The 21,784-nt window shown below is 59.1% G+C and carries 20 protein-coding genes and 1 pseudogene; 12 read left to right on the forward strand and 9 right to left on the reverse strand.

The genetic code is table 11. The features are described 5' to 3' along the window. The first annotated feature begins 22 nt into the window (after positions 1-22). Positions 23-1,591 (forward strand): phospholipase D family protein, encoded by a 1,569-nt coding sequence (locus CCX46_RS29675; RefSeq protein ID WP_127930226.1) that lies wholly within the window; start codon positions 23-25, stop codon positions 1,589-1,591. Positions 1,592-1,678: 87 nt separating this feature from the next. Here CCX46_RS29675 and CCX46_RS29680 read toward each other — a convergent pair whose 3' ends face one another. Both CCX46_RS29680 and CCX46_RS29685 read right to left on the reverse strand, forming a co-directional pair. Further along, on the reverse strand, positions 1,679-2,821 hold the full coding sequence (locus tag CCX46_RS29680; protein WP_127930227.1) for an MFS transporter: 1,143 nt from the start codon (positions 2,819-2,821) through the stop codon (positions 1,679-1,681). Between the two features lie 191 nt (positions 2,822-3,012). Further along, positions 3,013-4,506, reverse strand: coding sequence for an aldehyde dehydrogenase (locus CCX46_RS29685; RefSeq protein WP_127930228.1), 1,494 nt, complete (start codon positions 4,504-4,506; stop codon positions 3,013-3,015). A gap of 240 nt (positions 4,507-4,746) precedes the next feature. Here CCX46_RS29685 and CCX46_RS29690 point away from each other — a divergent pair, with 240 nt between their 5' ends. Beyond that, on the forward strand, positions 4,747-5,109 hold the full coding sequence (locus CCX46_RS29690) for a cupin domain-containing protein (RefSeq protein WP_064589815.1): 363 nt from the start codon (positions 4,747-4,749) through the stop codon (positions 5,107-5,109). 180 nt (positions 5,110-5,289) lie between these two features. On the opposite strand, the gene rpmG is transcribed toward CCX46_RS29690, so the two are convergent. Next, entirely contained in the window at positions 5,290-5,445 is a 156-nt protein-coding gene (gene rpmG / locus CCX46_RS29695; RefSeq protein ID WP_003177274.1) for a 50S ribosomal protein L33, read from the reverse strand. An 11-nt stretch (positions 5,446-5,456) separates the two neighbouring features. After that, positions 5,457-5,690: a 50S ribosomal protein L28 gene (gene rpmB, locus CCX46_RS29700; protein WP_007920377.1), complete on the reverse strand. Its 234-nt coding sequence runs from the start codon at positions 5,688-5,690 to the stop codon at positions 5,457-5,459. A 448-nt stretch (positions 5,691-6,138) separates the two neighbouring features. On the opposite strand from rpmB, the gene CCX46_RS29705 reads away from it, so the two are divergent. Continuing rightward, complete coding sequence (locus CCX46_RS29705; protein ID WP_127930229.1) at positions 6,139-7,725, forward strand: ABC transporter substrate-binding protein; 1,587 nt, start codon at positions 6,139-6,141, stop codon at positions 7,723-7,725. A 131-nt stretch (positions 7,726-7,856) separates the two neighbouring features. On the opposite strand, the gene radC is transcribed toward CCX46_RS29705, so the two are convergent. Beyond that, positions 7,857-8,531, reverse strand: a complete 675-nt coding sequence (gene radC, locus CCX46_RS29710; protein WP_102901456.1) for a RadC family protein — start codon at positions 8,529-8,531, stop codon at positions 7,857-7,859. A 134-nt stretch (positions 8,532-8,665) separates the two neighbouring features. Between radC and coaBC the strand changes: the two genes are divergently transcribed. The 4 genes and pseudogenes from coaBC (at position 8,666) to argB (ending at position 12,959) form a co-directional block, all read left to right on the forward strand. After that, positions 8,666-9,874 carry a bifunctional phosphopantothenoylcysteine decarboxylase/phosphopantothenate--cysteine ligase CoaBC gene (gene coaBC / locus CCX46_RS29715; protein WP_103302595.1) on the forward strand — a complete coding sequence of 403 codons (1,209 nt, stop codon included), beginning with the start codon at positions 8,666-8,668 and terminating at the stop codon, positions 9,872-9,874. Positions 9,875-9,879: 5 nt separating this feature from the next. Further along, complete coding sequence (gene dut / locus CCX46_RS29720; protein WP_038359240.1) at positions 9,880-10,335, forward strand: dUTP diphosphatase; 456 nt, start codon at positions 9,880-9,882, stop codon at positions 10,333-10,335. Between the two features lie 324 nt (positions 10,336-10,659). Beyond that, positions 10,660-12,036: pseudogene (locus CCX46_RS29730) on the forward strand (phosphomannomutase/phosphoglucomutase); the annotation flags it as partial. Between the two features lie 17 nt (positions 12,037-12,053). Then, positions 12,054-12,959, forward strand: coding sequence for an acetylglutamate kinase (argB, locus tag CCX46_RS29735; RefSeq protein WP_007954443.1), 906 nt, complete (start codon positions 12,054-12,056; stop codon positions 12,957-12,959). Positions 12,960-13,127: 168 nt separating this feature from the next. On the opposite strand, the gene pyrE is transcribed toward argB, so the two are convergent. After that, positions 13,128-13,772: an orotate phosphoribosyltransferase gene (gene pyrE / locus CCX46_RS29740; RefSeq protein ID WP_008078597.1), complete on the reverse strand. Its 645-nt coding sequence runs from the start codon at positions 13,770-13,772 to the stop codon at positions 13,128-13,130. Positions 13,773-13,854: 82 nt separating this feature from the next. Between pyrE and CCX46_RS29745 the strand changes: the two genes are divergently transcribed. Further along, the gene (locus tag CCX46_RS29745; RefSeq protein ID WP_007920349.1) at positions 13,855-14,634 is read left to right on the forward strand and encodes an exodeoxyribonuclease III; all 780 of its coding nucleotides are present in this window, start codon (positions 13,855-13,857) and stop codon (positions 14,632-14,634) included. Between the two features lie 79 nt (positions 14,635-14,713). Here CCX46_RS29745 and gltS read toward each other — a convergent pair whose 3' ends face one another. The 3 genes from gltS to rph form a co-directional block, all read right to left on the reverse strand. Further along, positions 14,714-15,925: a sodium/glutamate symporter gene (gene gltS / locus CCX46_RS29750; protein ID WP_127930231.1), complete on the reverse strand. Its 1,212-nt coding sequence runs from the start codon at positions 15,923-15,925 to the stop codon at positions 14,714-14,716. Between the two features lie 357 nt (positions 15,926-16,282). After that, complete coding sequence (locus CCX46_RS29755; RefSeq protein ID WP_007920344.1) at positions 16,283-16,651, reverse strand: DUF4870 domain-containing protein; 369 nt, start codon at positions 16,649-16,651, stop codon at positions 16,283-16,285. Between the two features lie 28 nt (positions 16,652-16,679). Further along, the gene (gene rph / locus CCX46_RS29760; protein ID WP_016985814.1) at positions 16,680-17,402 is read right to left on the reverse strand and encodes a ribonuclease PH; all 723 of its coding nucleotides are present in this window, start codon (positions 17,400-17,402) and stop codon (positions 16,680-16,682) included. 268 nt (positions 17,403-17,670) lie between these two features. Here rph and CCX46_RS29765 point away from each other — a divergent pair, with 268 nt between their 5' ends. The 4 genes from CCX46_RS29765 (at position 17,671) to spoT (ending at position 21,761) form a co-directional block, all read left to right on the forward strand. Then, positions 17,671-18,534 (forward strand): YicC/YloC family endoribonuclease, encoded by an 864-nt coding sequence (locus CCX46_RS29765; protein WP_127930232.1) that lies wholly within the window; start codon positions 17,671-17,673, stop codon positions 18,532-18,534. A gap of 12 nt (positions 18,535-18,546) precedes the next feature. Beyond that, positions 18,547-19,167 (forward strand): guanylate kinase, encoded by a 621-nt coding sequence (gene gmk, locus CCX46_RS29770; RefSeq protein WP_007920339.1) that lies wholly within the window; start codon positions 18,547-18,549, stop codon positions 19,165-19,167. A gap of 167 nt (positions 19,168-19,334) precedes the next feature. After that, on the forward strand, positions 19,335-19,598 hold the full coding sequence (gene rpoZ / locus CCX46_RS29775; protein WP_127930233.1) for a DNA-directed RNA polymerase subunit omega: 264 nt from the start codon (positions 19,335-19,337) through the stop codon (positions 19,596-19,598). A gap of 57 nt (positions 19,599-19,655) precedes the next feature. Continuing rightward, positions 19,656-21,761 carry a bifunctional GTP diphosphokinase/guanosine-3',5'-bis pyrophosphate 3'-pyrophosphohydrolase gene (gene spoT, locus CCX46_RS29780; RefSeq protein WP_007920338.1) on the forward strand — a complete coding sequence of 702 codons (2,106 nt, stop codon included), beginning with the start codon at positions 19,656-19,658 and terminating at the stop codon, positions 21,759-21,761. Positions 21,762-21,784 lie beyond the last annotated feature (23 nt).

The following is a 21,784-nucleotide window of genomic DNA, read 5'->3' on the forward strand; positions in this document are numbered from 1 at the left end:
CCGCCATTCGGAATGACCCTACGTGAGCTTCAGACAGCCCCTGTTCGCTTTGCTGTTACTCGCCTCGTTCCTGAGTGGCTGTGCCAGTCTCGATGTTCCGCGCGAGCCGAGTCAGGCATTGCCGGCATCCGATTCCAGCTTCGGCCGTTCGATCCAGGCGCAAGCGGCGCCCTATCAAGGCCGCTCGGGGTTTCGCCTGCTGTCCAACAGCAGCGAGGCGTTCACCGCCCGCGCCGAACTGATCCGCAACGCCCAGACCAGCCTCGATCTGCAGTACTACATCGTCCACGACGGCATCAGCACGCGAATGCTGGTGGAGGAACTGCTCAAGGCTGCCGACCGTGGCGTGCGCGTGCGCATCCTGCTCGATGACACCACCAGCGATGGCCTCGACCAGATCATCGCCACACTCGCGGCGCATCCGCAGATTCAGATTCGTCTGTTCAATCCACTCCACCTTGGCCGCAGTACCGGCGTCACGCGGGCAGCAGGCCGCTTGTTCAATCTATCGCTGCAACATCGGCGTATGCACAACAAGCTGTGGCTGGCGGACAACAGCGCGGCCATCGTCGGCGGACGCAATCTGGGTGACGAGTATTTCGACGCCGAGCCGAATCTGAATTTCACTGATATCGACATGCTCAGTGTCGGGCCTGTCGCCGAGCAGCTCGGCCACAGTTTCGACCAGTACTGGAACAGCGCCCTGAGCAAACCGATCGACGAATTCCTCTCCAGCCAGCCGACCGCCAAAGACCTGAAAAACACCCGCACGCGCCTGGAAGAGTCGCTGGAAGAAACCCGCAAACAGAATCACGCGCTGTATCAGCAATTGATGACCTTCAAGACTGCGCCGCGCATGGACATCTGGCGCAAAGAGCTGATCTGGGCGTGGAATCAGGCATTGTGGGACGCGCCGAGCAAGGTCTTGGCCAAGGGTGAGCCGGATCCGCAATTGCTGCTGACCACGCAACTGGCACCCGAGCTCAGAGGCGTGAGCAAAGAGCTGATCATGATTTCGGCGTACTTCGTGCCGGGCCAGCCAGGTCTGGTTTACCTGACCGGTCGCGCCGATGCCGGCGTCTCGGTGAGCCTGCTGACCAACGCGCTGGAGGCCACCGATGTACCGGCGGTGCATGGCGGCTATGCACCGTATCGCAAGGCGTTGCTGGAGCATGGCGTGAAGTTGTATGAACTGCGGCGCCAGCCTGGGGATAACTATGGCAGCGGCCCGCATGTGTTTTACAGCAAGTCGTTTCGTGGTTCGGACTCAAGCCTGCACAGCAAAGCAATGATCTTTGATCGGCAGAAATCGTTTATCGGCTCATTCAACTTCGACCCGCGCTCGGTGCTGTGGAATACCGAGGTCGGGGTGTTGGTCGACAGCCCGGAACTGGCCTGGCATGTGCGCGAACTGGCCTTGCAGGGCATGGCGCCAGCGTTGAGCTATGAGGCGAAGCTTGAGAACGGGCAGATCGTCTGGGTGACTGAGGACAACGGCCAGATGCATACCCTGACCAAAGAGCCGGGGAGTTGGTGGCGGCGGTTCAACGCGTGGTTCAGCACCACTGTCGGCCTTGAGCGAATGCTTTAAAGAGCAAAAGATCGCAGCCTTCGGCAGCTCCTGCAGTTGAAATGCATTCCTCCTGCAGGAGCTGCCGAAGGCTGCGATCTTTTGACTTCAAGCCGTCTGAGCTGTGCCAAACGCCCCTTGGCGCAAGAGCAGAATCACCAACCCGAACGCCCCGATCGCCATCAGCAACGGCAACGCATGCCCGCTGATCCACTGGCTGCCCGCCCCGGCCGCGAGCGGCCCGACCAGACAACCCACGCCCCAAAGCTGCGCAATGTGCGCGTTCGCCCGCACCAGCGCATCGTCGCGATAACGCTCGCCAATCAGAATCAGCGACAGGGTGAACAAACCACCGGCACTCGCCCCGAACAACACCCACAACGGCCAGATCAGCAGCGTGTCGAGCAACATTGGAATCGCCAGACTCGACAGCATCAACACCACCGCACAACCCGCGAACAACGTACGTCGCGACAGGTAATCGGCCAACGCGCCAATCGGCAATTGCAGCAACGCATCCCCCACCACCACGGTGCTGACCATCGCCAGCGCGATCTCGGCCGTGAAACCCTGCTGCAGGCAATACACCGGCAGCAACGTCAGGATCATCGCTTCGAACGCGGCAAACAACGACACCGCCCAGGCAATTGCTGGCAGCTCGCGCGCAAATCCCCAGAGGTCGCGGAACGTCACGCTGCTCGCTTCACTGCTTGGCGCACCGCTGCGACCGAGTAACAGCAACGGCGAAACCACCAGCAAACCGACACCGACCCAGAAACCGTAATCATGTTCAGTGCCCAACGCGCCCAGCAACAACGGCCCCGACAGTTGGCTCAACGCATAGCTGCTGCCATACAGCGCCACCAACCGGCCACGCCAGTGCTCGACCACCAGCTGATTGATCCAGCTCTCGCCGAGGATGAACACGATAGTCAGGATCACGCCGATCATCAGGCGCAGCACCAGCCAGATCGGATAGCTCGGCAACAGCGCCAGCAAACCGATCGACAATGCCCCAGCCCACAGGCACAGGCGCATCAGGTTCGCCGTGCCAAAGCGCGCCGCCAAATGGCTGGAAATCTTCGCGCCCAACAACACGCCAATCGCCGGCATCGCTGCCATTACACCGATGGCGAAGGAACCGTAACCCCAGCCTTCCAGGCGCAACGACACCAACGGCATGCTGACCCCCAGGGCCAGACCGACACTCAAGACAGACGCCAACACGGCGAAATACGTCGCCCACCGCATGTTCCACGCTCCTGTGGATAATTATTTTTAGAGACCACATCAAACAAATGTGGGAGCGAGCCTGCTCGCGAAAGCGGTTTCACATTCAGCACATGGGCTGACTGATACACCGCTTTCGCGAGCAGGCTCGCTCCCACAGGGATCTGCCTCGTCTGGAGGATCTGCTCTTGCGAACAGACCCTCCTAACGGCTTACAGCTTGATCCACGTCGCCTTCAGCTCGGTGTACTTGTCGAACGCGTGCAGCGACTTGTCGCGGCCGTTGCCCGACTGTTTGAAGCCGCCGAACGGCGCAGTCATGTCGCCGCCGTCGTACTGATTGACCCACACGCTGCCGGCACGCAGCGCCTTGGCGGTCAGATGAGCCTTGGAGATGTCCTGGGTCCAGACTGCAGCGGCCAAACCGTAAGGCGTGTCGTTGGCGATCTGGATGGCTTCTTCAGCGGTATCGAAAGCGATGACCGACAGCACCGGGCCGAAGATCTCTTCCTGAGCGATCTTCATCGCGTTGCTCACACCGTCGAAAATAGTCGGCTCAACGTAAGTGCCGCCGGTTTCCTGAAGGATGCGCTTACCGCCAGCCACCAGTTTGGCGCCATCGCTGTGGCCGGACTCGATGTACGACAGCACGGTGTTCATCTGTTGGGTATCCACCAGCGCACCAACGTTGGTCGCCGGATCCAGCGGATTGCCCGGCTTCCAGGCTTTCAACGCCTCGATCACCATCGGCAAGAACTTGTCTTTGATGGAACGCTCGACCAGCAGACGCGAACCGGCGGTGCAGACTTCGCCCTGGTTGAAGGCGATTGCGCTGGCAGCGGATTCGGCAGCGGCTTGCAGATCCGGGGCATCGGCAAAGACGATGTTCGGACTCTTGCCGCCGGCTTCCAGCCAGACACGCTTCATGTTCGATTCGCCGGAGTAGATCATCAGTTGCTTGGCGATCTTGGTCGAACCGGTGAACACCAGTGTGTCGACGTCGTTGTGCAGGGCCAGCGCCTTGCCAACGGTATGACCATAACCCGGCAGCACGTTGAGCACGCCTTTCGGAATACCCGCTTCAACCGCCAGTGCGGCGATGCGGATGGCGGTCAGCGGGGATTTTTCCGACGGTTTGAGGATCACCGAGTTACCGGTCGACAGCGCCGGGCCGAGTTTCCAGCAGGCCATCATCAACGGGAAGTTCCACGGCACGATGGCACCGACAACGCCCACCGGCTCGCGGGTCACCAGACCCAGTTGATCGTGCGGCGTGGCCGCGACTTCGTCGTAAATCTTGTCGATCGCTTCACCGCTCCAGCTCAGCGCTTGCGCCGCGCCCGGAACGTCGATGTACAGCGAATCGCTGATCGGCTTGCCCATGTCGAGGGTTTCAAGCAGGGCCAGTTCTTCGGCGTGCTGCTTGAGCAGGCCGGCAAAACGGATCATGGTGGCTTTGCGTTTGGTCGGCGCCAGGCGCGACCAGACGCCGGAATTGAACGTGGCGCGGGCGTTCTCAACAGCGCGTTGGGCGTCGGCGGCGTCACAGCTGGCAATCTTGCCGAGCAGACGGCCATCGACCGGGCTGATGCACTCGAAGGTCTCGCCGGAGACGGCGTCGGTGTATTCGCCATTGAGGTAGGCGCGGCCTTCGATTTTCAGGTCGCGGGCGCGTTGTTCCCAGTCGGCACGAGTCAGGGTGGTCATTTCGAGTGTCCTCCGCTTGTTGAATACGAGCGCCGCGCGATCTTCGCCAGCGTCCTCAGGAATTCTGCCCGGCCAGCCGGTTTTTTCGGCCAGAGGCACCCGCCACCCTAAACCAGCGGCCGGGGTTGTTTCAATATATTTGACATAAGGTGGCCATACGGCCTTGCGGTGTTGATTTTAATCAACATAGACTTTGGGCCTTTCCAGCCAATCGCGCCGTATTCACGGGGGATAACAACAATGAACATCCAGAACGTCGTCGACATCAGCCTCACCAGCAGCGAAGCCGAACGCTATCGTCCGGACCCGGCGAAAGTGCTCAAGGGTGATCCTGAGCAAGCGGTGTTCCATCAGTACGAAAGCCCTTGCGGGCAGATGGGCGTCGGCGTGTGGGAAGGTGCGGTCGGGCAGTGGACGGTGAATTACACCGAGCATGAGTACTGCGAAATCCTGCAGGGGGTTTCGGTGCTGCGTGACAGCGATGGCAATGCCAAGACCTTGCGTGTGGGCGACCGGTTTGTGATTCCGGCGGGGTTTCGTGGCACTTGGGAAGTGCTTGAGGCTTGCCGCAAGATCTATGTGATCTTTGAACAGAAGGCTTGAGGATTTTCGCTGGCTGATCCGGCCCTATCGCGAGCAGGCTCACTCCTACAGGTGACCGCATTCAAATGTAGGAGTGAGCCTGCTCGCGAGGGGGCCAGAACAGGAAACACAAAATCCGAGGCAACAAAAAAGGCCCATATCGTGAGATACGGGCCTTTTTCGTAAGTCGGGAAAAATCAATTACTTGATTTTGCCTTCCTTGTAGATCACGTGCTTGCGAACAACCGGATCATATTTCTTGATCTCGATTTTGTCCGGGGTAGTACGCTTGTTCTTGTCGGTAGTGTAGAAGTGACCAGTACCGGCGCTCGAGATCAAACGAATCAATTCACGCATGATTAGCTCCCTTAAATCTTGCCATCGCGGCGAAGTTCGGCGAGCACGACAGTGATGCCACGCTTGTCGATGATACGCATGCCTTTGGCAGATACGCGCAGACGCACAAAACGTTTCTCTTCTTCAACCCAGAAGCGGTGATGCTGCAGGTTCGGCAGGAAACGACGACGGGTTTTGTTGTTTGCGTGGGAAATGTTATTCCCAGTCACCGGACCCTTACCGGTAACTTGACATACTCTCGACATGCCTCAGCCCTCTAAAACCACATGCCCAACCCGGCATGGGTTGGCCGCTTAATCTCTCAGTCATTTGGCGCCAGGCGCCGCGTTTCTTTAGAGGTCTTACCGGCTACACCTACAGTGAAGGAACCGGGCCCCTAGAAAAGAGCGCTGCTTTATACCAGAAAGACTTCGGAGCAACAACATTCGGTGTGCAAACAATCCACAAAAAGGCGCTTTTTCAGCCTGCGAACGCCTTGGATAAAGGCTGGCATCGATTTTTACCACTCGTCGCAGAAAACCACCCTTGCGGGTGTTTCAGACTTTTGGCCGCGCCCTGCAGCCTGAAAAACGGCCATCACTGTGCCCCGAAAATGCAAAAAGGGGATAGTCATTTGTAATCCAGACCTCTAGGGTAGGCCTTTTCCAGACTGCACTTGCAGATGGGCCTTCGATCTGTAAAAGGAAACCGACCATGCGCCTCGCTGCCCTACCCCTGTTGCTTGCCCCGCTCCTGCTGAGCCCCCTGGCCCAGGCCGCCGCGCTGAGCGTCTGCACCGAGGCCAGCCCGGAAGGGTTCGACGTGGTGCAATACAACTCGCTGACCACCACCAACGCCTCGGCGGACGTACTGATGAACCGTCTGGTGGACTTCGATACCGCCAGCGGCAAAGTCGTGCCGAGCCTGGCCGACAGCTGGGAAGTCAGCACCGATGGCCTGACTTACGTGTTCAAGCTGCACCCGCAGGTGAAGTTTCACACGACCGAATACTTCAAGCCGAGCCGCGAGCTGACCGCCGAAGACGTCAAGTTCAGCTTCGACCGCATGCTCGACCCGGCCAACCCGTGGCACAAGGTTGCTCAAAGCGGCTTCCCGCACGCACAGTCGATGCAACTGCCTGCGCTGATCAAGAAAATCGACGCACTCGATCCGCTGACCGTACGCTTCACTCTTGATCATCCGGATTCGACATTCCTGGCGACCCTGAGCATGGGCTTCGCCTCGATCTACTCCGCCGAATACGCCGACAAACTGATGAAGGCCGGCGCGACCGACAAGCTCAACAGCCAGCCGATCGGCACCGGCCCGTTCGTGTTCAACCGTTTCCAGAAAGACGCAGCGATTCGTTACAAGGCCAACCCGGATTACTTCGGCGGTAAGCCTTCGGTGGATCCGTTGATTTTCGCCATTACCCCGGACGCTAACGTGCGCCTGCAAAAACTGCGGCGCAATGAATGCCAGATCGCCCTGTCACCGAAGCCACTCGACGTACAAGCCGCGCTGAAAGAACCGACGTTGAAAGTCGAAAAGACTGACGCGTTCATGACCGCATTCGTCGGCATCAACAGCCAGCATCCGCCGCTGGACAAGCCGGAAGTGCGGCAGGCAATCAACCTCGCCTTCGACAAGGCCAACTACATCAAGGCTGTGTTTGAAGACACCGCCGAAGCCGCCAACGGCCCTTACCCGCCGAACACCTGGAGTTACGCGAAGAACCTGCCGGGTTACCCGCACGATGTCGCCAAAGCCAAGGCATTGCTGGCCAAGGCCGGGTTGAAGGACGGTTTCCAGACCACCATCTGGACGCGTCCTTCCGGCAGCCTGCTGAATCCGAACCCGAGCCTGGGCGCACAGATGTTGCAGTCAGATCTGGCGGAAATCGGCATTCAGGCGGAAATCCGCGTGATCGAGTGGGGAGAGTTGATTCGTCGCGCCAAGGCCGGCGAGCATGATCTGCTGTTCATGGGCTGGGCCGGCGATAACGGCGACCCGGACAACTTCCTCACGCCGCAGTTTTCCTGCGCGGCCGTCAAATCCGGGACCAACTTCGCGCGGTACTGCAACGCCGATCTGGACAAGCTGATCAGCGCCGGCAAGACCACCAGCGAACAAGGCGTGCGCACCAAGCTGTATGAGCAGGCGCAGACGCAGATTCAGCAGCAGGCGCTGTGGTTGCCGCTGGCGCACCCGACGGCCTACGCACTGACGCGTAAAGACGTGCAGGGTTACTCCGTGAGCCCGTTTGGCCGTCAGGACTACTCCAAGGTCAACCTGAAATAACCTGCCCTGCACATAACCTGTAGGAGTGAGCCTGCTCGCGATGGCATTCTTCCAGTCACTGACAAGTTGACTGAAATGACGCCATCGCGAGCAGGCTCACTCCTACATGGGTTTGTGTTGTCCCTCGAGAACTACATCCAGCCGCACTCCGCCATCGACAGCGGCTCCCCATCGCCGACGATAAAGTGATCGAGCACCCGCACATCAATCAGCTCCAGCGCCTTTTGCAGGCGCTTGGTCAGCAGCCGATCGGCCTGACTGGGGTCCGTATTCCCCGATGGATGGTTGTGGCACAGGATCAACGCCGCCGCGTTATTGGCCAAACATCGCTTCACAACCTCGCGCGGATGCACGCTGGTGTTGTCGATCGAGCCGCGAAACAGGATCTCGAAATTCAGTACTTGATGTTTGGAGTCGAGAAACAGGCAACCAAACACCTCATGCGGTTCGTGACGCAGCATCGCTTTCAGATAATCGCGAACGACCTGAGGGTTTTCCAGGGCTGGTTTCTGCCGTGACTTCTCAGCCAGATGTCGCCTGTTCATTTCCTGAGCCGCCTGCAGTTGCGCAAACTTCGCCGGCCCGAGTCCCAATTGTTTGCTGAATGCGTGCTGATCGGCCTCAAGCAGCAAACGCAGGCTGCCGAATTGAGTCAACAGATTACGCGCCAGGTCTACAGCGCTTATTCCGGGCAATCCGGTGCGCAGAAAAATCGCCAACAACTCAGCGTCCGAGAGGCTCGCTGCCCCATGCTCCAATAACCTTTCCCGCGGCCGTTCCGCCGCAGGCCAATCGCGAATACTCATACACATTCCCTGTCTGTGGGCGCCGCTGTTCCGTAGCGGTCGCTGTGATATCGTAGCCCATCTTTTTTGTGGTCGATTCAACCCTGGGGAGGGGGCATCGCACCGCAGTCATCAACGAAATGAAAGGCAGACCTATGCAGCGGCTGTATCGGAAACGCATCGTTCTGGGCGTCGGCGGCGGCATCGCGGCCTACAAGAGCGCTGATCTGGTTCGTCGCCTGATCGACCAGGGCGCCGAAGTGCGTGTGGTCATGACCCACGGTGGCGCCGAGTTCATCACCCCGCTGACCATGCAGGCCTTGTCCGGCCACCCTGTGCACCTCGACTTGCTCGACCCGGCCGCAGAAGCTGCGATGGGCCACATCGAGCTGGCCAAGTGGGCCGATCTGGTGCTGATCGCCCCGGCTACCGCCGACCTGCTCGCCCGTCTGGCGCAAGGCATCGCCAACGATTTGCTGACCACGCTGGTACTCGCCACCGACGCCGTCGTGGCCGTCGCCCCCGCGATGAATCAGGCGATGTGGCGCGATCCGGCGACCCAGGCCAACCTGCAACTCCTTGAAAGCCGTGGCCTGAAGACCTTCGGCCCGGCCTCGGGCAGCCAGGCCTGCGGCGACGTCGGCATGGGCCGCATGATGGAAGCCACCGATCTGGCGCAATGCGCAGCGGATTGCTTCCAGCGTCAGGCACTGACCGGCAAGCACGTGGTGATCACCGCCGGCCCGACCCAGGAAAACATCGACCCGGTGCGCTACATCACCAACCACAGCTCCGGGAAAATGGGCTTTGCCCTCGCCGAAGCGGCGGTTGAAGCCGGCGCTCGCGTCACCTTGATCAGCGGCCCGGTGCACCTGCCGACACCGGATCGCGTCACCCGTATCGACGTGGTCAGTGCCCGCGACATGCTCGCGGCTTGCGAAGCCGCGATTCCGTGCGACGTGTTCATTTCCTCGGCAGCGGTGGCGGACTACCGTCCGGAAGTCGTTGCCCCGCAAAAACTCAAGAAAGATCCTACGAGCGGTGACGGCTTCGTCCTGCAAATGGTGCGTAACCCGGACATCCTGGCCACCATCGCGACCCGTCCCGACCGTCCGTTCAGTGTCGGCTTTGCCGCCGAGACCGAACACCTGCTCGACTACGCTGCACGCAAGTTGAAAGACAAGAATCTCGATTTGATCGTCGCCAATGACGTCGCCAACCCGAGCATCGGTTTCAACAGCGAAGAAAACGCCTGCAGCGTGATTGACCGTGAGCTGCACGCCACGGTTTTCGCCCAGACCAGCAAGAGCAAGATCGCTCGCCAACTGGTCACTTTTATCGCCGAACGTCTGAACCAGGTTTAATTTACATGCACGCTTTGCAAGCCAAGATCCTTGACCCACGCATCGGCACCGATTTCCCGCTGCCGCAATACGCCACCCCGGGCTCCGCCGGCCTCGACCTGCGCGCCATGCTGGATCAGGACATCGTGATCAAGCCGGGTGAAACCGTGCTGATTCCGACCGGTCTGTCGGTTTACATCGGCGACCCGAACCTCGCCGCGCTGATCCTGCCGCGCTCGGGCATGGGCCATAAGCACGGCATCGTGCTGGGCAACCTCGTGGGTTTGATCGACTCCGATTACCAAGGCCCGCTGATGGTGTCCTGCTGGAACCGTGGCCAGACCGATTTCACCATGACCGTCGGCGAACGTCTGGCGCAACTGGTGCTGGTACCGGTGGTACAGGCGCATTTCGAAATGGTTGAAGAGTTCGTTGAAACCGAACGCGGCACCGGCGGTTTCGGTCATACCGGCACCAAATAACCGGATGAATATCCTGTAGGAGCTGCCGCAGGCTGCGATCTTTTGATCTTGATCTTAAAAAACAAAGTCAAAGGATCGCAGCCTGCGGCAGCTCCTACGGGGGAAATTTGTGCATTTTCCGCGGCAGGTTTTAACACCGTAAATCAAGGTTTTGCCGGCCGAAAGCCACGCCAGCCGAGGCGTCATGGCCCTTTCACAGCACGAACTCTCTGTGGAAAACGCCGTCATACCCTTCAGTTTGAGCCTGCCGTCGAACGATTCGTCGGTCTGTCCCGCCACTTTCGAGATGGAGCATTTCCGTAGATGAGCACCCCAGCCAAGATCGCCCCGAAGCTGCCCGACAGCATTTTCCGCGCCTATGACATTCGCGGCACCGTGCCGGAATTCCTCAATGCCGAAACCGCTTACTGGATCGGCCGCGCCATCGGTTCGCAGAGCCTGGCTCAAGGTGAGCCGAACGTATCCGTCGGTCGCGACGGTCGCCTGTCCGGCCCGGAGCTTGTTGCCGAGCTGATTCGCGGTATCGCCGAAAGCGGCTGCCATGTCAGCGATGTCGGTCTGGTGCCGACGCCGGCGCTGTATTACGCCGCCAACGTCCTGGCCGGCAAGTCCGGGGTGATGCTCACCGGCAGCCACAACCCGTCGAACTACAACGGTTTCAAGATCGTCATCGCCGGCGACACCCTCGCCAACGAACAGATCCAGGCCCTGCACGAGCGCCTCAAGACCAACAACCTGAGCAGCGGCGCGGGCAGCGTCACCCAGGTCGAGATCCTCGACCGCTACAACACCGAAATCGTCCAGGACATCAAACTGGCGCGGCGCATGAAGGTCGTGGTCGACTGCGGCAACGGCGCGGCCGGTGTGATCGCCCCGCAATTGATCGAAGCGCTGAACTGCGAAGTCATCCCGCTGTTCTGCGATGTCGACGGCAATTTCCCGAATCATCACCCGGATCCGGGCAAGCCTGAGAACCTCGTCGACCTGATCGCCAAGGTCAAGGAAACCAACGCCGACATCGGCCTGGCCTTCGACGGCGACGGCGACCGTGTCGGCGTGGTGACCAACACCGGCAGCATCGTCTACCCGGATCGCCTGCTGATGCTGTTCGCTCGCGACGTCGTGGCGCGCAACCCGGACGCGGAAATCATCTTCGACGTCAAATGCACACGTCGTCTGGTGCCGCTGATCAAGGAATACGGTGGTCGGCCGCTAATGTGGAAGACTGGTCATTCGTTGATCAAAAAGAAAATGAAACAATCCGGCGCGCTGTTGGCCGGTGAAATGAGCGGGCACATCTTCTTCAAGGAGCGCTGGTTCGGTTTCGACGACGGTATCTACAGCGCCGCACGGCTGCTGGAGATCCTCAGCAAGGAAAAATCCACCGCGGAAGAGCTGTTTGCGACCTTCCCGAATGATATTTCTACGCCGGAAATCAATATCCATGTGACCGAAGAGAGCAAATTCAGCATCATTGATGCACTGCACGACGCACAGTGGGGCGCAGGCGCTGACCTGACCACCATCGACGGCGTGCGAGTCGACTACGCCAAAGGCTGGGGCCTGGTGCGCGCATCCAACACCACACCGGTGCTGGTGCTGCGCTTCGAGGCCGATGACGAGGCTGAACTACAGCGCATCAAAGACGTGTTCCACGCCCAATTGAAACGTGTTGCACCTGATCTCCAACTACCGTTCTGATCCACCCGGAGCCCTGAATGACCCTCGAACGCGATGCCGCCGCCAACACTGCCAAGGTCCTGTCCGAAGCGCTGCCTTACATCCGACGCTATGTCGGCAAGACCCTGGTGATCAAATACGGCGGCAACGCGATGGAAAGCGAGGAGCTGAAAACCGGCTTCGCCCGCGACATCGTGCTGATGAAAGCTGTGGGCATCAACCCGGTGGTCGTGCACGGCGGCGGCCCGCAGATCGGTGACCTGCTCAAGCGCCTGTCGATCGAAAGCCACTTCGTCGATGGCATGCGCGTCACCGACGCGGCGACCATGGACGTCGTGGAAATGGTCTTGGGCGGTCAGGTCAACAAAAGCATCGTCAACCTGATCAACCGCCACGGCGGCAGCGCCATCGGCCTGACCGGTAAAGACGCCGGGCTGATTCGTGCGAAGAAGCTCACCGTGACCCGCCAGACCCCGGAGATGACCCAGCCGGAAATCATCGACATCGGTCACGTCGGCGAAGTCGTCGGGATCAACACCGAGCTGCTTAACCTGCTGGTCAAAGGCAACTTCATCCCGGTCATCGCGCCGATTGGTGTGGGTGAGAACGGCGAGTCGTACAACATCAACGCCGATCTGGTGGCCGGTAAAGTCGCCGAGGCGCTGAAAGCCGAGAAGCTGATGCTGCTGACCAACATCGCCGGCCTGATGGACAAGTCGGGCACGGTGTTGACCGGTCTCAGCACGCAGCAGGTCGATGATCTGATCGCCGACGGCACCATCTACGGCGGCATGCTGCCGAAGATCCGTTGCGCGCTGGAAGCGGTTCAGGGCGGCGTGGGCAGCTCGCTGATCATCGACGGTCGCGTGCCAAACGCGATCCTGCTGGAAATCTTCACCGACACCGGTGTGGGCACGCTGATCAGCAATCGCAAGCGTCCTTAAGCTTTAGCGCAAACAAAAAGACCCCGCTCAGCCTGGCTGAGCGGGGTCTTTTTTTGCACCGCATTCGCTGTGGGAGCGAGCCTGCTCGCGAAAGCGGTCTCTGCATCACATCAATGTTGAATGTGAAGGCCTCTTCGCGAGCAGGCTCGCTCCCACAGGGCTCTGCGGTTAAACGCCGAACTGCGCGCGATAAGCTTCTACGGCTGGCAGGTGTTGCTTGAGCTGCGGATCATCGGCAAGGAACTCCAGCACCTGATTCAACGAAACAATGCTGATCACCGGAATGCCGAAATCACGCTCGACTTCCTGGATCGCCGACAACTCACCGTTGCCACGCTCCTGACGGTTCAGCGCGATCAGCACGCCAGCGGCCTTGGCGCCGTCCTGGGAAGCGATGATCTGCATCACTTCGCGGATTGCCGTACCCGCAGTAATTACGTCATCAATGATCAGCACGTCCCCAGTCAGCGGGGCGCCAACGAGGCTGCCGCCTTCACCGTGGGCCTTGGCTTCCTTGCGGTTGAAGCACCATGGCAGGTCACGGTCGTGATGCTCGGCCAGCGCGACGGCAGTGGTCGCCGCCAACGGAATGCCTTTGTAGGCCGGGCCAAACAGAACGTCGAAGGGAATGCCGCTTTCGGCAATGGCTGCAGCGTAGAAACGCCCCAGCTGCGCCAAGGCCGAACCCGAGTTGAACAGGCCGGCGTTGAAGAAGTAAGGACTGGTGCGCCCGGACTTCAGGGTGAACTCACCGAAGCGCAAAACGCCGCGATCGATGGCAAAACGAATGAAATCGCGCTGATACGCTTGCATGAAAAAAACCCCAAATACCACGGATTTAGCTAATTAGCTTGACGCCGTGTATCATACACGCACGCGATTTTTGGGGCCATTTATGCGGATCATCAGTGTGAACGTCAATGGTATTCAGGCTGCAGTCGAGCGTGGTTTGCTCAGTTGGCTGCAAGCACAGAATGCCGACGTCATCTGCCTGCAGGACACCCGTGCCTCCGCCTTTGAACTGGATGACCCAGCCTTCCAACTGGATGGCTACTTCCTTTATGCCTGCGATGCTGAAGTCCCTGCCCAAGGCGGCGTGGCTTTGTATTCGCGGTTGCAACCGAAGGCTGTCATCAGCGGTCTCGGTTTCGAGACGGCCGACCGCTACGGGCGCTACCTGCAAGCAGATTTCGACAAAGTCAGTATTGCCACCTTGCTGCTTCCTTCGGGGATGAACGGCGATGAGGACTTGAACCAGAAGTTCAAGCTCATGGACGACTTCGGCAAGTACCTGGACAAACAGCGGCGTAAACGTCGCGAGTACATTTATTGTGGCTCGCTGTACGTGGCGCAACAGAAGCTCGACATCAAGAACTGGCGCGACAGCCAGCAATCCCCGGGCTTCCTGGCGCCAGAACGCGCCTGGATGGACGAGATTGTCGGCAACATGGGCTATGTCGATGCCCTGCGCGAAGTCAGCCGTGAAGGTGACCAGTACAGCTGGTGGCCGGATAACGAACAGGCCGAGATGCTCAATCTGGGCTGGCGCTTCGATTACCAGATCCTGACCCCGGGCCTGCGACGCTTCGTGCGCAGCGCACGCCTGCCACGTCAGCCACGGTTCTCGCAGCACGCGCCACTGATCGTCGACTACGACTGGACGCTGACCATCTAAGCGTCGTTTCGCAGTTAAAAAATGCCCGTATCGCAAGATACGGGCATTTTTTATGCGTCACGTCCAGGCAGGCTCGAATTCAGACAGCTGCGAAGAACGGCAAAGCCAGATACAGCTTGATGACGATGACATTAATGATGTCGATGAAGAACGCCCCGACCATCGGCACCACCAGAAACGCGATCTGCGAGGGACCGTAGCGCTGTGTCACGGCCTGCATGTTGGCAATGGCAGTCGGCGTGGCGCCCAGGCCAAAACCGCAATGCCCCGCAGCCAGCACGGCCGCGTCGTAGTTGCGCCCCATCATCCGGAACGTCACGAAAATCGCGAACAACGCCATGACCAGCGCCTGTACAGCCAGAATGATGAAAATCGGCAACGCCAATGCGGCCAGATCCCACAACTTGAGCGACATCAGGGCAATCGCCAGAAACAGCGACAAGCTGACATTACCCAGCACCGACACTTCACGCTCGAACACCTGATACAGGCCCAGCGCCGAGAGCCCGTTGCGCAACACCACGCCTACAAACAGGACACAAACAAACGTTGGCAACTCGAATGCGGTCCCCTGCAGCAGACCGTTCAACAGATTGCCCGCCAGCAAACTGACCGCGATCAGGGCGAGTGTTTCTATAAACGAAAACGGCGTAATCGAGCGTTCTTTGTTTGGTTGCTCGAAGCCTTTTGGCAACCGCGGCGGCGCATCCTGACTCTGACAACCGGGCAGTTGCACTCGCTTGATGAGCAAGCGCGCGACTGGTCCGCCGATCAGACCACCCAGCACCAGGCCAAACGTCGCGGATGCCATCGCCAGTTCCGACGCAGACGCCAGACCGTACTTCTCGCTGAATACCGTACCCCACGCAGCACCGGTGCCATGACCGCCCGCCAGAGTGATCGAACCGGTCAGCAGCCCCATCAATGGATCAAGCCCGAGCATTTTTGCCAAGCCGATACCCATGGCATTCTGCACCACCAACAGCCCGGTGACCGCCAGGAGAAATACCCCAACTATGCGGCCGCCTTTCTTCAGGCTGGCAAAGTCTGCGCTCAGACCAATGGTGGCAAAAAAGGCCAGCATCAAAGGTGTCTGCAGGGAAGTATCGAAACGAATTTCAATATCGAACATTCGCAGCAGCAATAAAAGCAAGGCAACTACCAAGCCACCCGCGACAGGCTCGGGGATATTGTAACTGCGCATGAAACCAACACGCATAACGAGCCCGCGCCCTAGCAGAAGCACTAACGAGGCGGCCACAAGTGTTCCGTAAAAATCGAGCTGAATCATTGGGATTATTCTTGGCTATATATTCAGAGGCGAGCTGTTTACCTGCACGCGCCTCATGAACCGGCTGATTGTTTCAACACTGATTACTCGGAAATTCAAAAGCCTTCGATGGCTTGAATATATCTTGATATTTCAGGAGAAATATTATTCGGCCAACTTTAACAATCGTCGCCTTTGATTCCAAGGCCATGAATCCAAACTAAGCCAATACAGTTGTGACCAAAAGTGTATATACGGAAAGAGTATCGACCAGTCATCGCAGTCAGATTATTCCTACATATAGTAGAGACTAATTTAGTTGCATAAATAAAAATGCCCTGACAGGTCAGGGCATTGATTTTAAACTTTTCGAGCTTGTTATTTGATCAGTCGCCAGGTAAACGGATATCGGTAAGGAAAACCTTCATTGGCTTTCACACCGGCGATGATCGTCAAAACCAGCGCGCCGATCGCCAGTATCCCCAGCAGGAAGAACCCGATGATCAGAACCATCAGCAGGAAGCAAATCAACGAGGCGATGGCGACGGTGATCTGAAAATTCAACGCCTCCTTGCCCTGCGCATCGATGAACGGATCTGTCTCGCGCTTCATCTGCCAAAGGATCAATGGTCCGATCAGATTGCCGAACGGAATCCAGATCCCCAGCAAGGCGGACAAGTGACAAAACATCGCCCACTGGCGAACCTCCTGGCTCGGTTTGGGCAGCAACTCTTGCTCGTCACTCATCGTGTCCTCCTTGCGGTTATGCACCTGCTCAGTCGGCCAGTGCAGCCTTTTGCAGTTCGAAGATTTCGTTCATGCCCTGCTTGGCCAGCTCCAGCATGGCGTTCAAGTCTTCCGGCTGGAACGGCGCGCCTTCGGCAGTGCCCTGTACTTCGATGAAACCACCGGTGCTGGTCATCACCACGTTGAGGTCAGTCTCGGCGGCGGAATCTTCAAGATAGTCCAGATCCAGCACGGCTTCGCCCTGATACATGCCAACCGACACGGCACCGATCATTTGCTTGAGCGGATCGCCGCCTTTGAGGCCGCCGCGCTTCTTGATCACTTTCAACGCGTCAACCAGTGCAACCATGGCACCGGTAATGGAAGCGGTACGAGTACCGCCGTCAGCCTGGATCACATCGCAGTCGACATACAGGGTGACATCACCCAGCTTGGACATGTCCAGCGCAGCGCGCAGGGAACGGCCGATCAGGCGCTGGATTTCCAGAGTGCGACCGCCCTGCTTGCCACGGCTCGCTTCACGCTGGTTACGCTCGCCAGTGGCGCGCGGCAGCATGCCGTACTCGGCGGTCAGCCAACCCTGGCCCTGGCCTTTGAGGAAGCGCGGCACGCCGTTTTCGACGCTGACGGTGCAGATGACTTTGGTATCACCGAATTCGACCAGCACCGAACCTTCGGCGTGCTTGGTGTAGTTGCGGGTAATGCGGATCGAGCGGAGCTGATCGGCAGCGCGACCACTTGGACGTTTCATAGGAGATACCTGTACTGAGGACGGAAAACTGCCGAGCATTATAGAGCGCTGCACCGCCACTGGGCACTCGCTAAAAAATCGGGACGACGACTGAAGCCCTTGAAACACCCATTACCGACGGGCTGCAGCCCTTTGTCACACCGTGTGTTTGGGCGCATTCGCCGCACTGCGCTACAATCCTGCGCCTTTGCTGCCAGTCGGCTTAAATTCATTGATATCGAGCCTGCGGAACATCTGCTGCGCCGATCTGCATTGCGAGGTCACCGCCATGGTGCACAGCATGACCGCCTTCGCCCGCGTCGAAAAAGCCGGCGCCCAGGGCACCCTGAGCTGGGAACTGCGCTCGGTCAACAGCCGCTACCTTGAACCGCACCTGCGTTTGCCGGAGTCGTTTCGCGACCTCGAAGGCGCGGTGCGTGAAGCGCTGCGTCAAGGTCTGTCGCGAGGCAAACTGGAATGCACCCTGCGTTTCACCGAAGAAAGCACCGGCAAAGCGCTGCAAGTCGATCGCGAGCGCGCCGCGCAGTTGGTCGCTGCGGCCGAGACCGTTGCCGGCCTGATCAAGAATCCTGCCGCACTGAATCCGCTTGAGGTGCTGGCCTGGCCCGGCGTACTGGTCGGCGATGCGAGCGACCCGCAGGCACTGAACGCCGACGCACTCGCCCTGTTCAATCAAGGCTTGAAAGAGTTGAAGGCCGGCCGCGAGCGCGAAGGCGCGGAGCTGGCACGCTTGATCAACGAGCGCCTGACCTCTATCGAAGAAGACGTCGTGACCCTGCGTGAACTGGTGCCGCAAATGCTCGCCACTCAGCGCCAGAAGGTCCTCGATCGCTTCACCGACATGAAGGCCGAACTGGATCCACAGCGCCTCGAACAGGAAATGGTCATGCTCGCGCAAAAGAGCGACGTGGCCGAAGAACTGGATCGCCTGAGCACCCACATCATCGAAGTGCGCCGGGTACTGAAGTCCGGTGGTGCGGCCGGACGCCGCCTCGACTTCCTGATGCAGGAACTCAACCGCGAAGCCAACACACTGGGCTCCAAGGCCTTCGATCCGCGCAGCACCCAGGCGGCCGTCAACCTCAAAGTGTTGATCGAGCAGATGCGCGAACAAGTGCAGAATATTGAGTAAGGCAACCCCGACATGACCCACAGCACCGGCACCCTGTACATCATTTCCGCGCCATCGGGCGCGGGCAAGAGCAGTCTGGTCAAGGCTTTGACCGATGCCATACCGGAAATTCGCGTTTCGGTTTCCCACACCACCCGCGCCATGCGCCCAGGTGAAGTGGACGGCGTGAACTATCACTTCGTGACCCGCGAAGAGTTCGTGAAAATGGGCGAGCACGGCGACTTCCTCGAACGCGCCGAAGTCTTCGGCAACTTCTACGGCACCTCGCAAAGCCGCCTGCAGCAGACGCTGGACGAAGGTCACGACCTGATTCTTGAAATCGACTGGCAAGGCGCCGAGCAAGTGCGCAAGCTGATGCCGCAGGCACGCTCGATCTTTATCCTGCCGCCGTCGCTTCAGGCCCTGCACCAACGCCTGACCAACCGCGGTCAGGACAGCGACGAGATCATCGACGGCCGGATGCGCGAAGCGGTCAACGAGATGAGTCACTATGTCGAGTACGACTACCTGATCATCAACGACGATTTTGCTCACGCACTGGACGATCTGAAGGCGATTTTCCGCGCCAATCAGCTGCAACAGAAACGCCAGCAAGTACGTTTCGGCAAATTGCTGGCCGAATTGCTCGGATAATCAGCACTTCCCAAAACCGCTGCAAGCGCTTTACATTGGTGCTTGCAGCGCGTTGAAGGGCTTGGTCAAAAAATCAGCGCTTCCCTAATCGCTGGTGATTTTTTAAACTGTTGAGTCCGCTCGCCCAACCGGGCAGCGCGCATATTGCATTCGCTCCGAGGAATACCATGGCCCGCGTAACCGTTGAAGACTGCCTAGAACACGTGGAAAACCGCTTTGAGCTGGTCATGCTCTCTACCAAGCGTGCCCGTCAACTGGCCACCGGCGGCAAAGAGCCACTGGTCCAGTGGGAAAACGACAAGCCGACTGTTGTCGCCCTGCGTGAAATCGCTGAAGGCCTGATGAGCTACGAGTTCATCGCCGAGCAGGAAATCGTCCAGGAAGAGCCGCTGTTCGCAGCGTTCGAGGACGAGTCCAACGAGGCCGTCTAAGCCTATGCCTGGTCGACGTAGCACGGCGCGGGATCACAGCTTACGGCAGGAATCATCATGCCGAGCATAGACGCCCTCGCCGATCGCTTATCGACCTACCTCGGCAACGACCAGGTCAACCTGGTCCGCCGAGCGTATTTCTACGCCGAACAAGCCCATGACGGTCAACGCCGTCGCAGTGGCGAGGCGTATGTCACGCATCCTCTTGCCGTGGCCAATATTCTTGCCGACATGCACATGGACCATCAGAGCCTGATGGCTGCGATGCTGCATGACGTGATCGAAGACACCGGTATCGCCAAGGAAGCGCTGCAAGCGCAGTTCGGTGAAACCGTGGCCGAACTGGTCGACGGGGTCAGCAAACTGACCCAGATGAATTTCGAGACCAAGGCCGAAGCCCAAGCCGAAAACTTCCAGAAAATGGCCATGGCCATGGCGCGCGACATTCGCGTGATCCTGGTCAAACTCGCTGACCGCCTGCACAACATGCGCACACTGGAAGTGCTGTCCGGCGAAAAACGCCGCCGGATCGCCAAGGAAACCCTCGAAATCTACGCGCCCATCGCCAACCGGCTGGGCATGCATGCGATCCGCATCGAATTCGAAGACCTCGGCTTCAAGGCGATGCACCCGATGCGTTCCGCGCGGATCTACCAGGCGGTCAAACGCGCCCGGGGCAACCGCAAGGAAATCGTCAACAAGATCGAAGAATCCCTTGGCCATTGCCTCGCTATCGACGGCATCCAGGGTGAAGTCAGCGGTCGCCAGAAACACCTCTACGGCATCTACAAGAAAATGCGCGGCAAGCGTCGGGCCTTCAACGAGATCATGGACGTCTATGCGTTCCGGATCATCGTCGACAAGGTCGATACCTGCTACCGCGTGCTGGGTGCTGTACATAATTTGTACAAACCGTTGCCGGGGCGCTTCAAGGATTACATCGCGATCCCCAAGGCCAACGGCTATCAGTCGCTGCACACCACGCTGTTCGGCATGCACGGCGTACCGATCGAGATCCAGATCCGTACCCGCGAAATGGAAGAGATGGCCAACAACGGCATCGCCGCCCATTGGCTGTACAAATCCAGCGGTGACGAACAGCCGAAAGGCACTCACGCCCGTGCCCGCCAGTGGGTCAAAGGCGTGCTGGAAATGCAGCAACGCGCCGGCAACTCGCTGGAATTCATCGAAAGCGTGAAGATCGACCTGTTCCCGGACGAGGTCTACGTGTTCACGCCAAAAGGCCGGATCATGGAGCTGCCGAAAGGCTCCACGGCGGTCGACTTTGCCTACGCGGTGCACACCGATGTCGGCAACAGCTGCATCGCCTGCCGGATCAACCGTCGTCTCGCACCGCTGTCCGAACCGCTGCAAAGCGGCTCCACGGTCGAGATCGTCAGCGCCCCCGGCGCACGACCAAACCCGGCGTGGCTCAACTTCGTCGTCACCGGCAAGGCGCGTACTCACATCCGCCACGCACTGAAACTGCAACGTCGCTCCGAGTCCATCAGCCTCGGCGAACGCCTGCTGAACAAAGTCCTCAACGGTTTCGACAGTTCGCTGGAGAAGATCCCGGCCGAACGCGTCAAGGCGATGCTCACCGAGTACCGCCTCGAACTGATCGAAGACTTGCTCGAAGACATTGGTCTGGGCAACCGCATGGCCTACGTGGTCGCCCGCCGCCTGCTCGGCGAAGGCGAACAACTGCCAAGCCCGGAAGGCCCTCTGGCGATTCGCGGCACCGAAGGTCTGGTGCTGAGCTACGCCAAATGCTGCACGCCGATCCCGGGCGACCCGATTGTCGGGCACCTGTCGGCGGGCAAAGGCATGGTCGTGCACCTGGACAACTGCCGCAACATCAGCGAAATCAGGCACAACCCGGAAAAATGCATCCAGCTCTCGTGGGCCAAGGATGTCACCGGCGAATTCAACGTCGAACTGCGCGTCGAGCTGGAGCACCAGCGCGGCCTGATCGCCCTGCTGGCCAGCAGCGTCAACGCGGCTGACGGCAATATCGAGAAAATCAGCATGGACGAACGCGATGGTCGCATCAGCGTGGTCCAGTTGGTGGTCAGCGTCCACGATCGTGTGCACCTGGCCCGCGTGATCAAGAAGCTGCGCGCCTTGACCGGGGTGATCCGCATCACCCGCATGCGTGCATAACCTGCCTATTACAAGGAGTCATT

The sequence above is a fragment of the Pseudomonas sp. RU47 genome (assembly GCF_004011755.1).
Taxonomy (GTDB): domain Bacteria; phylum Pseudomonadota; class Gammaproteobacteria; order Pseudomonadales; family Pseudomonadaceae; genus Aquipseudomonas.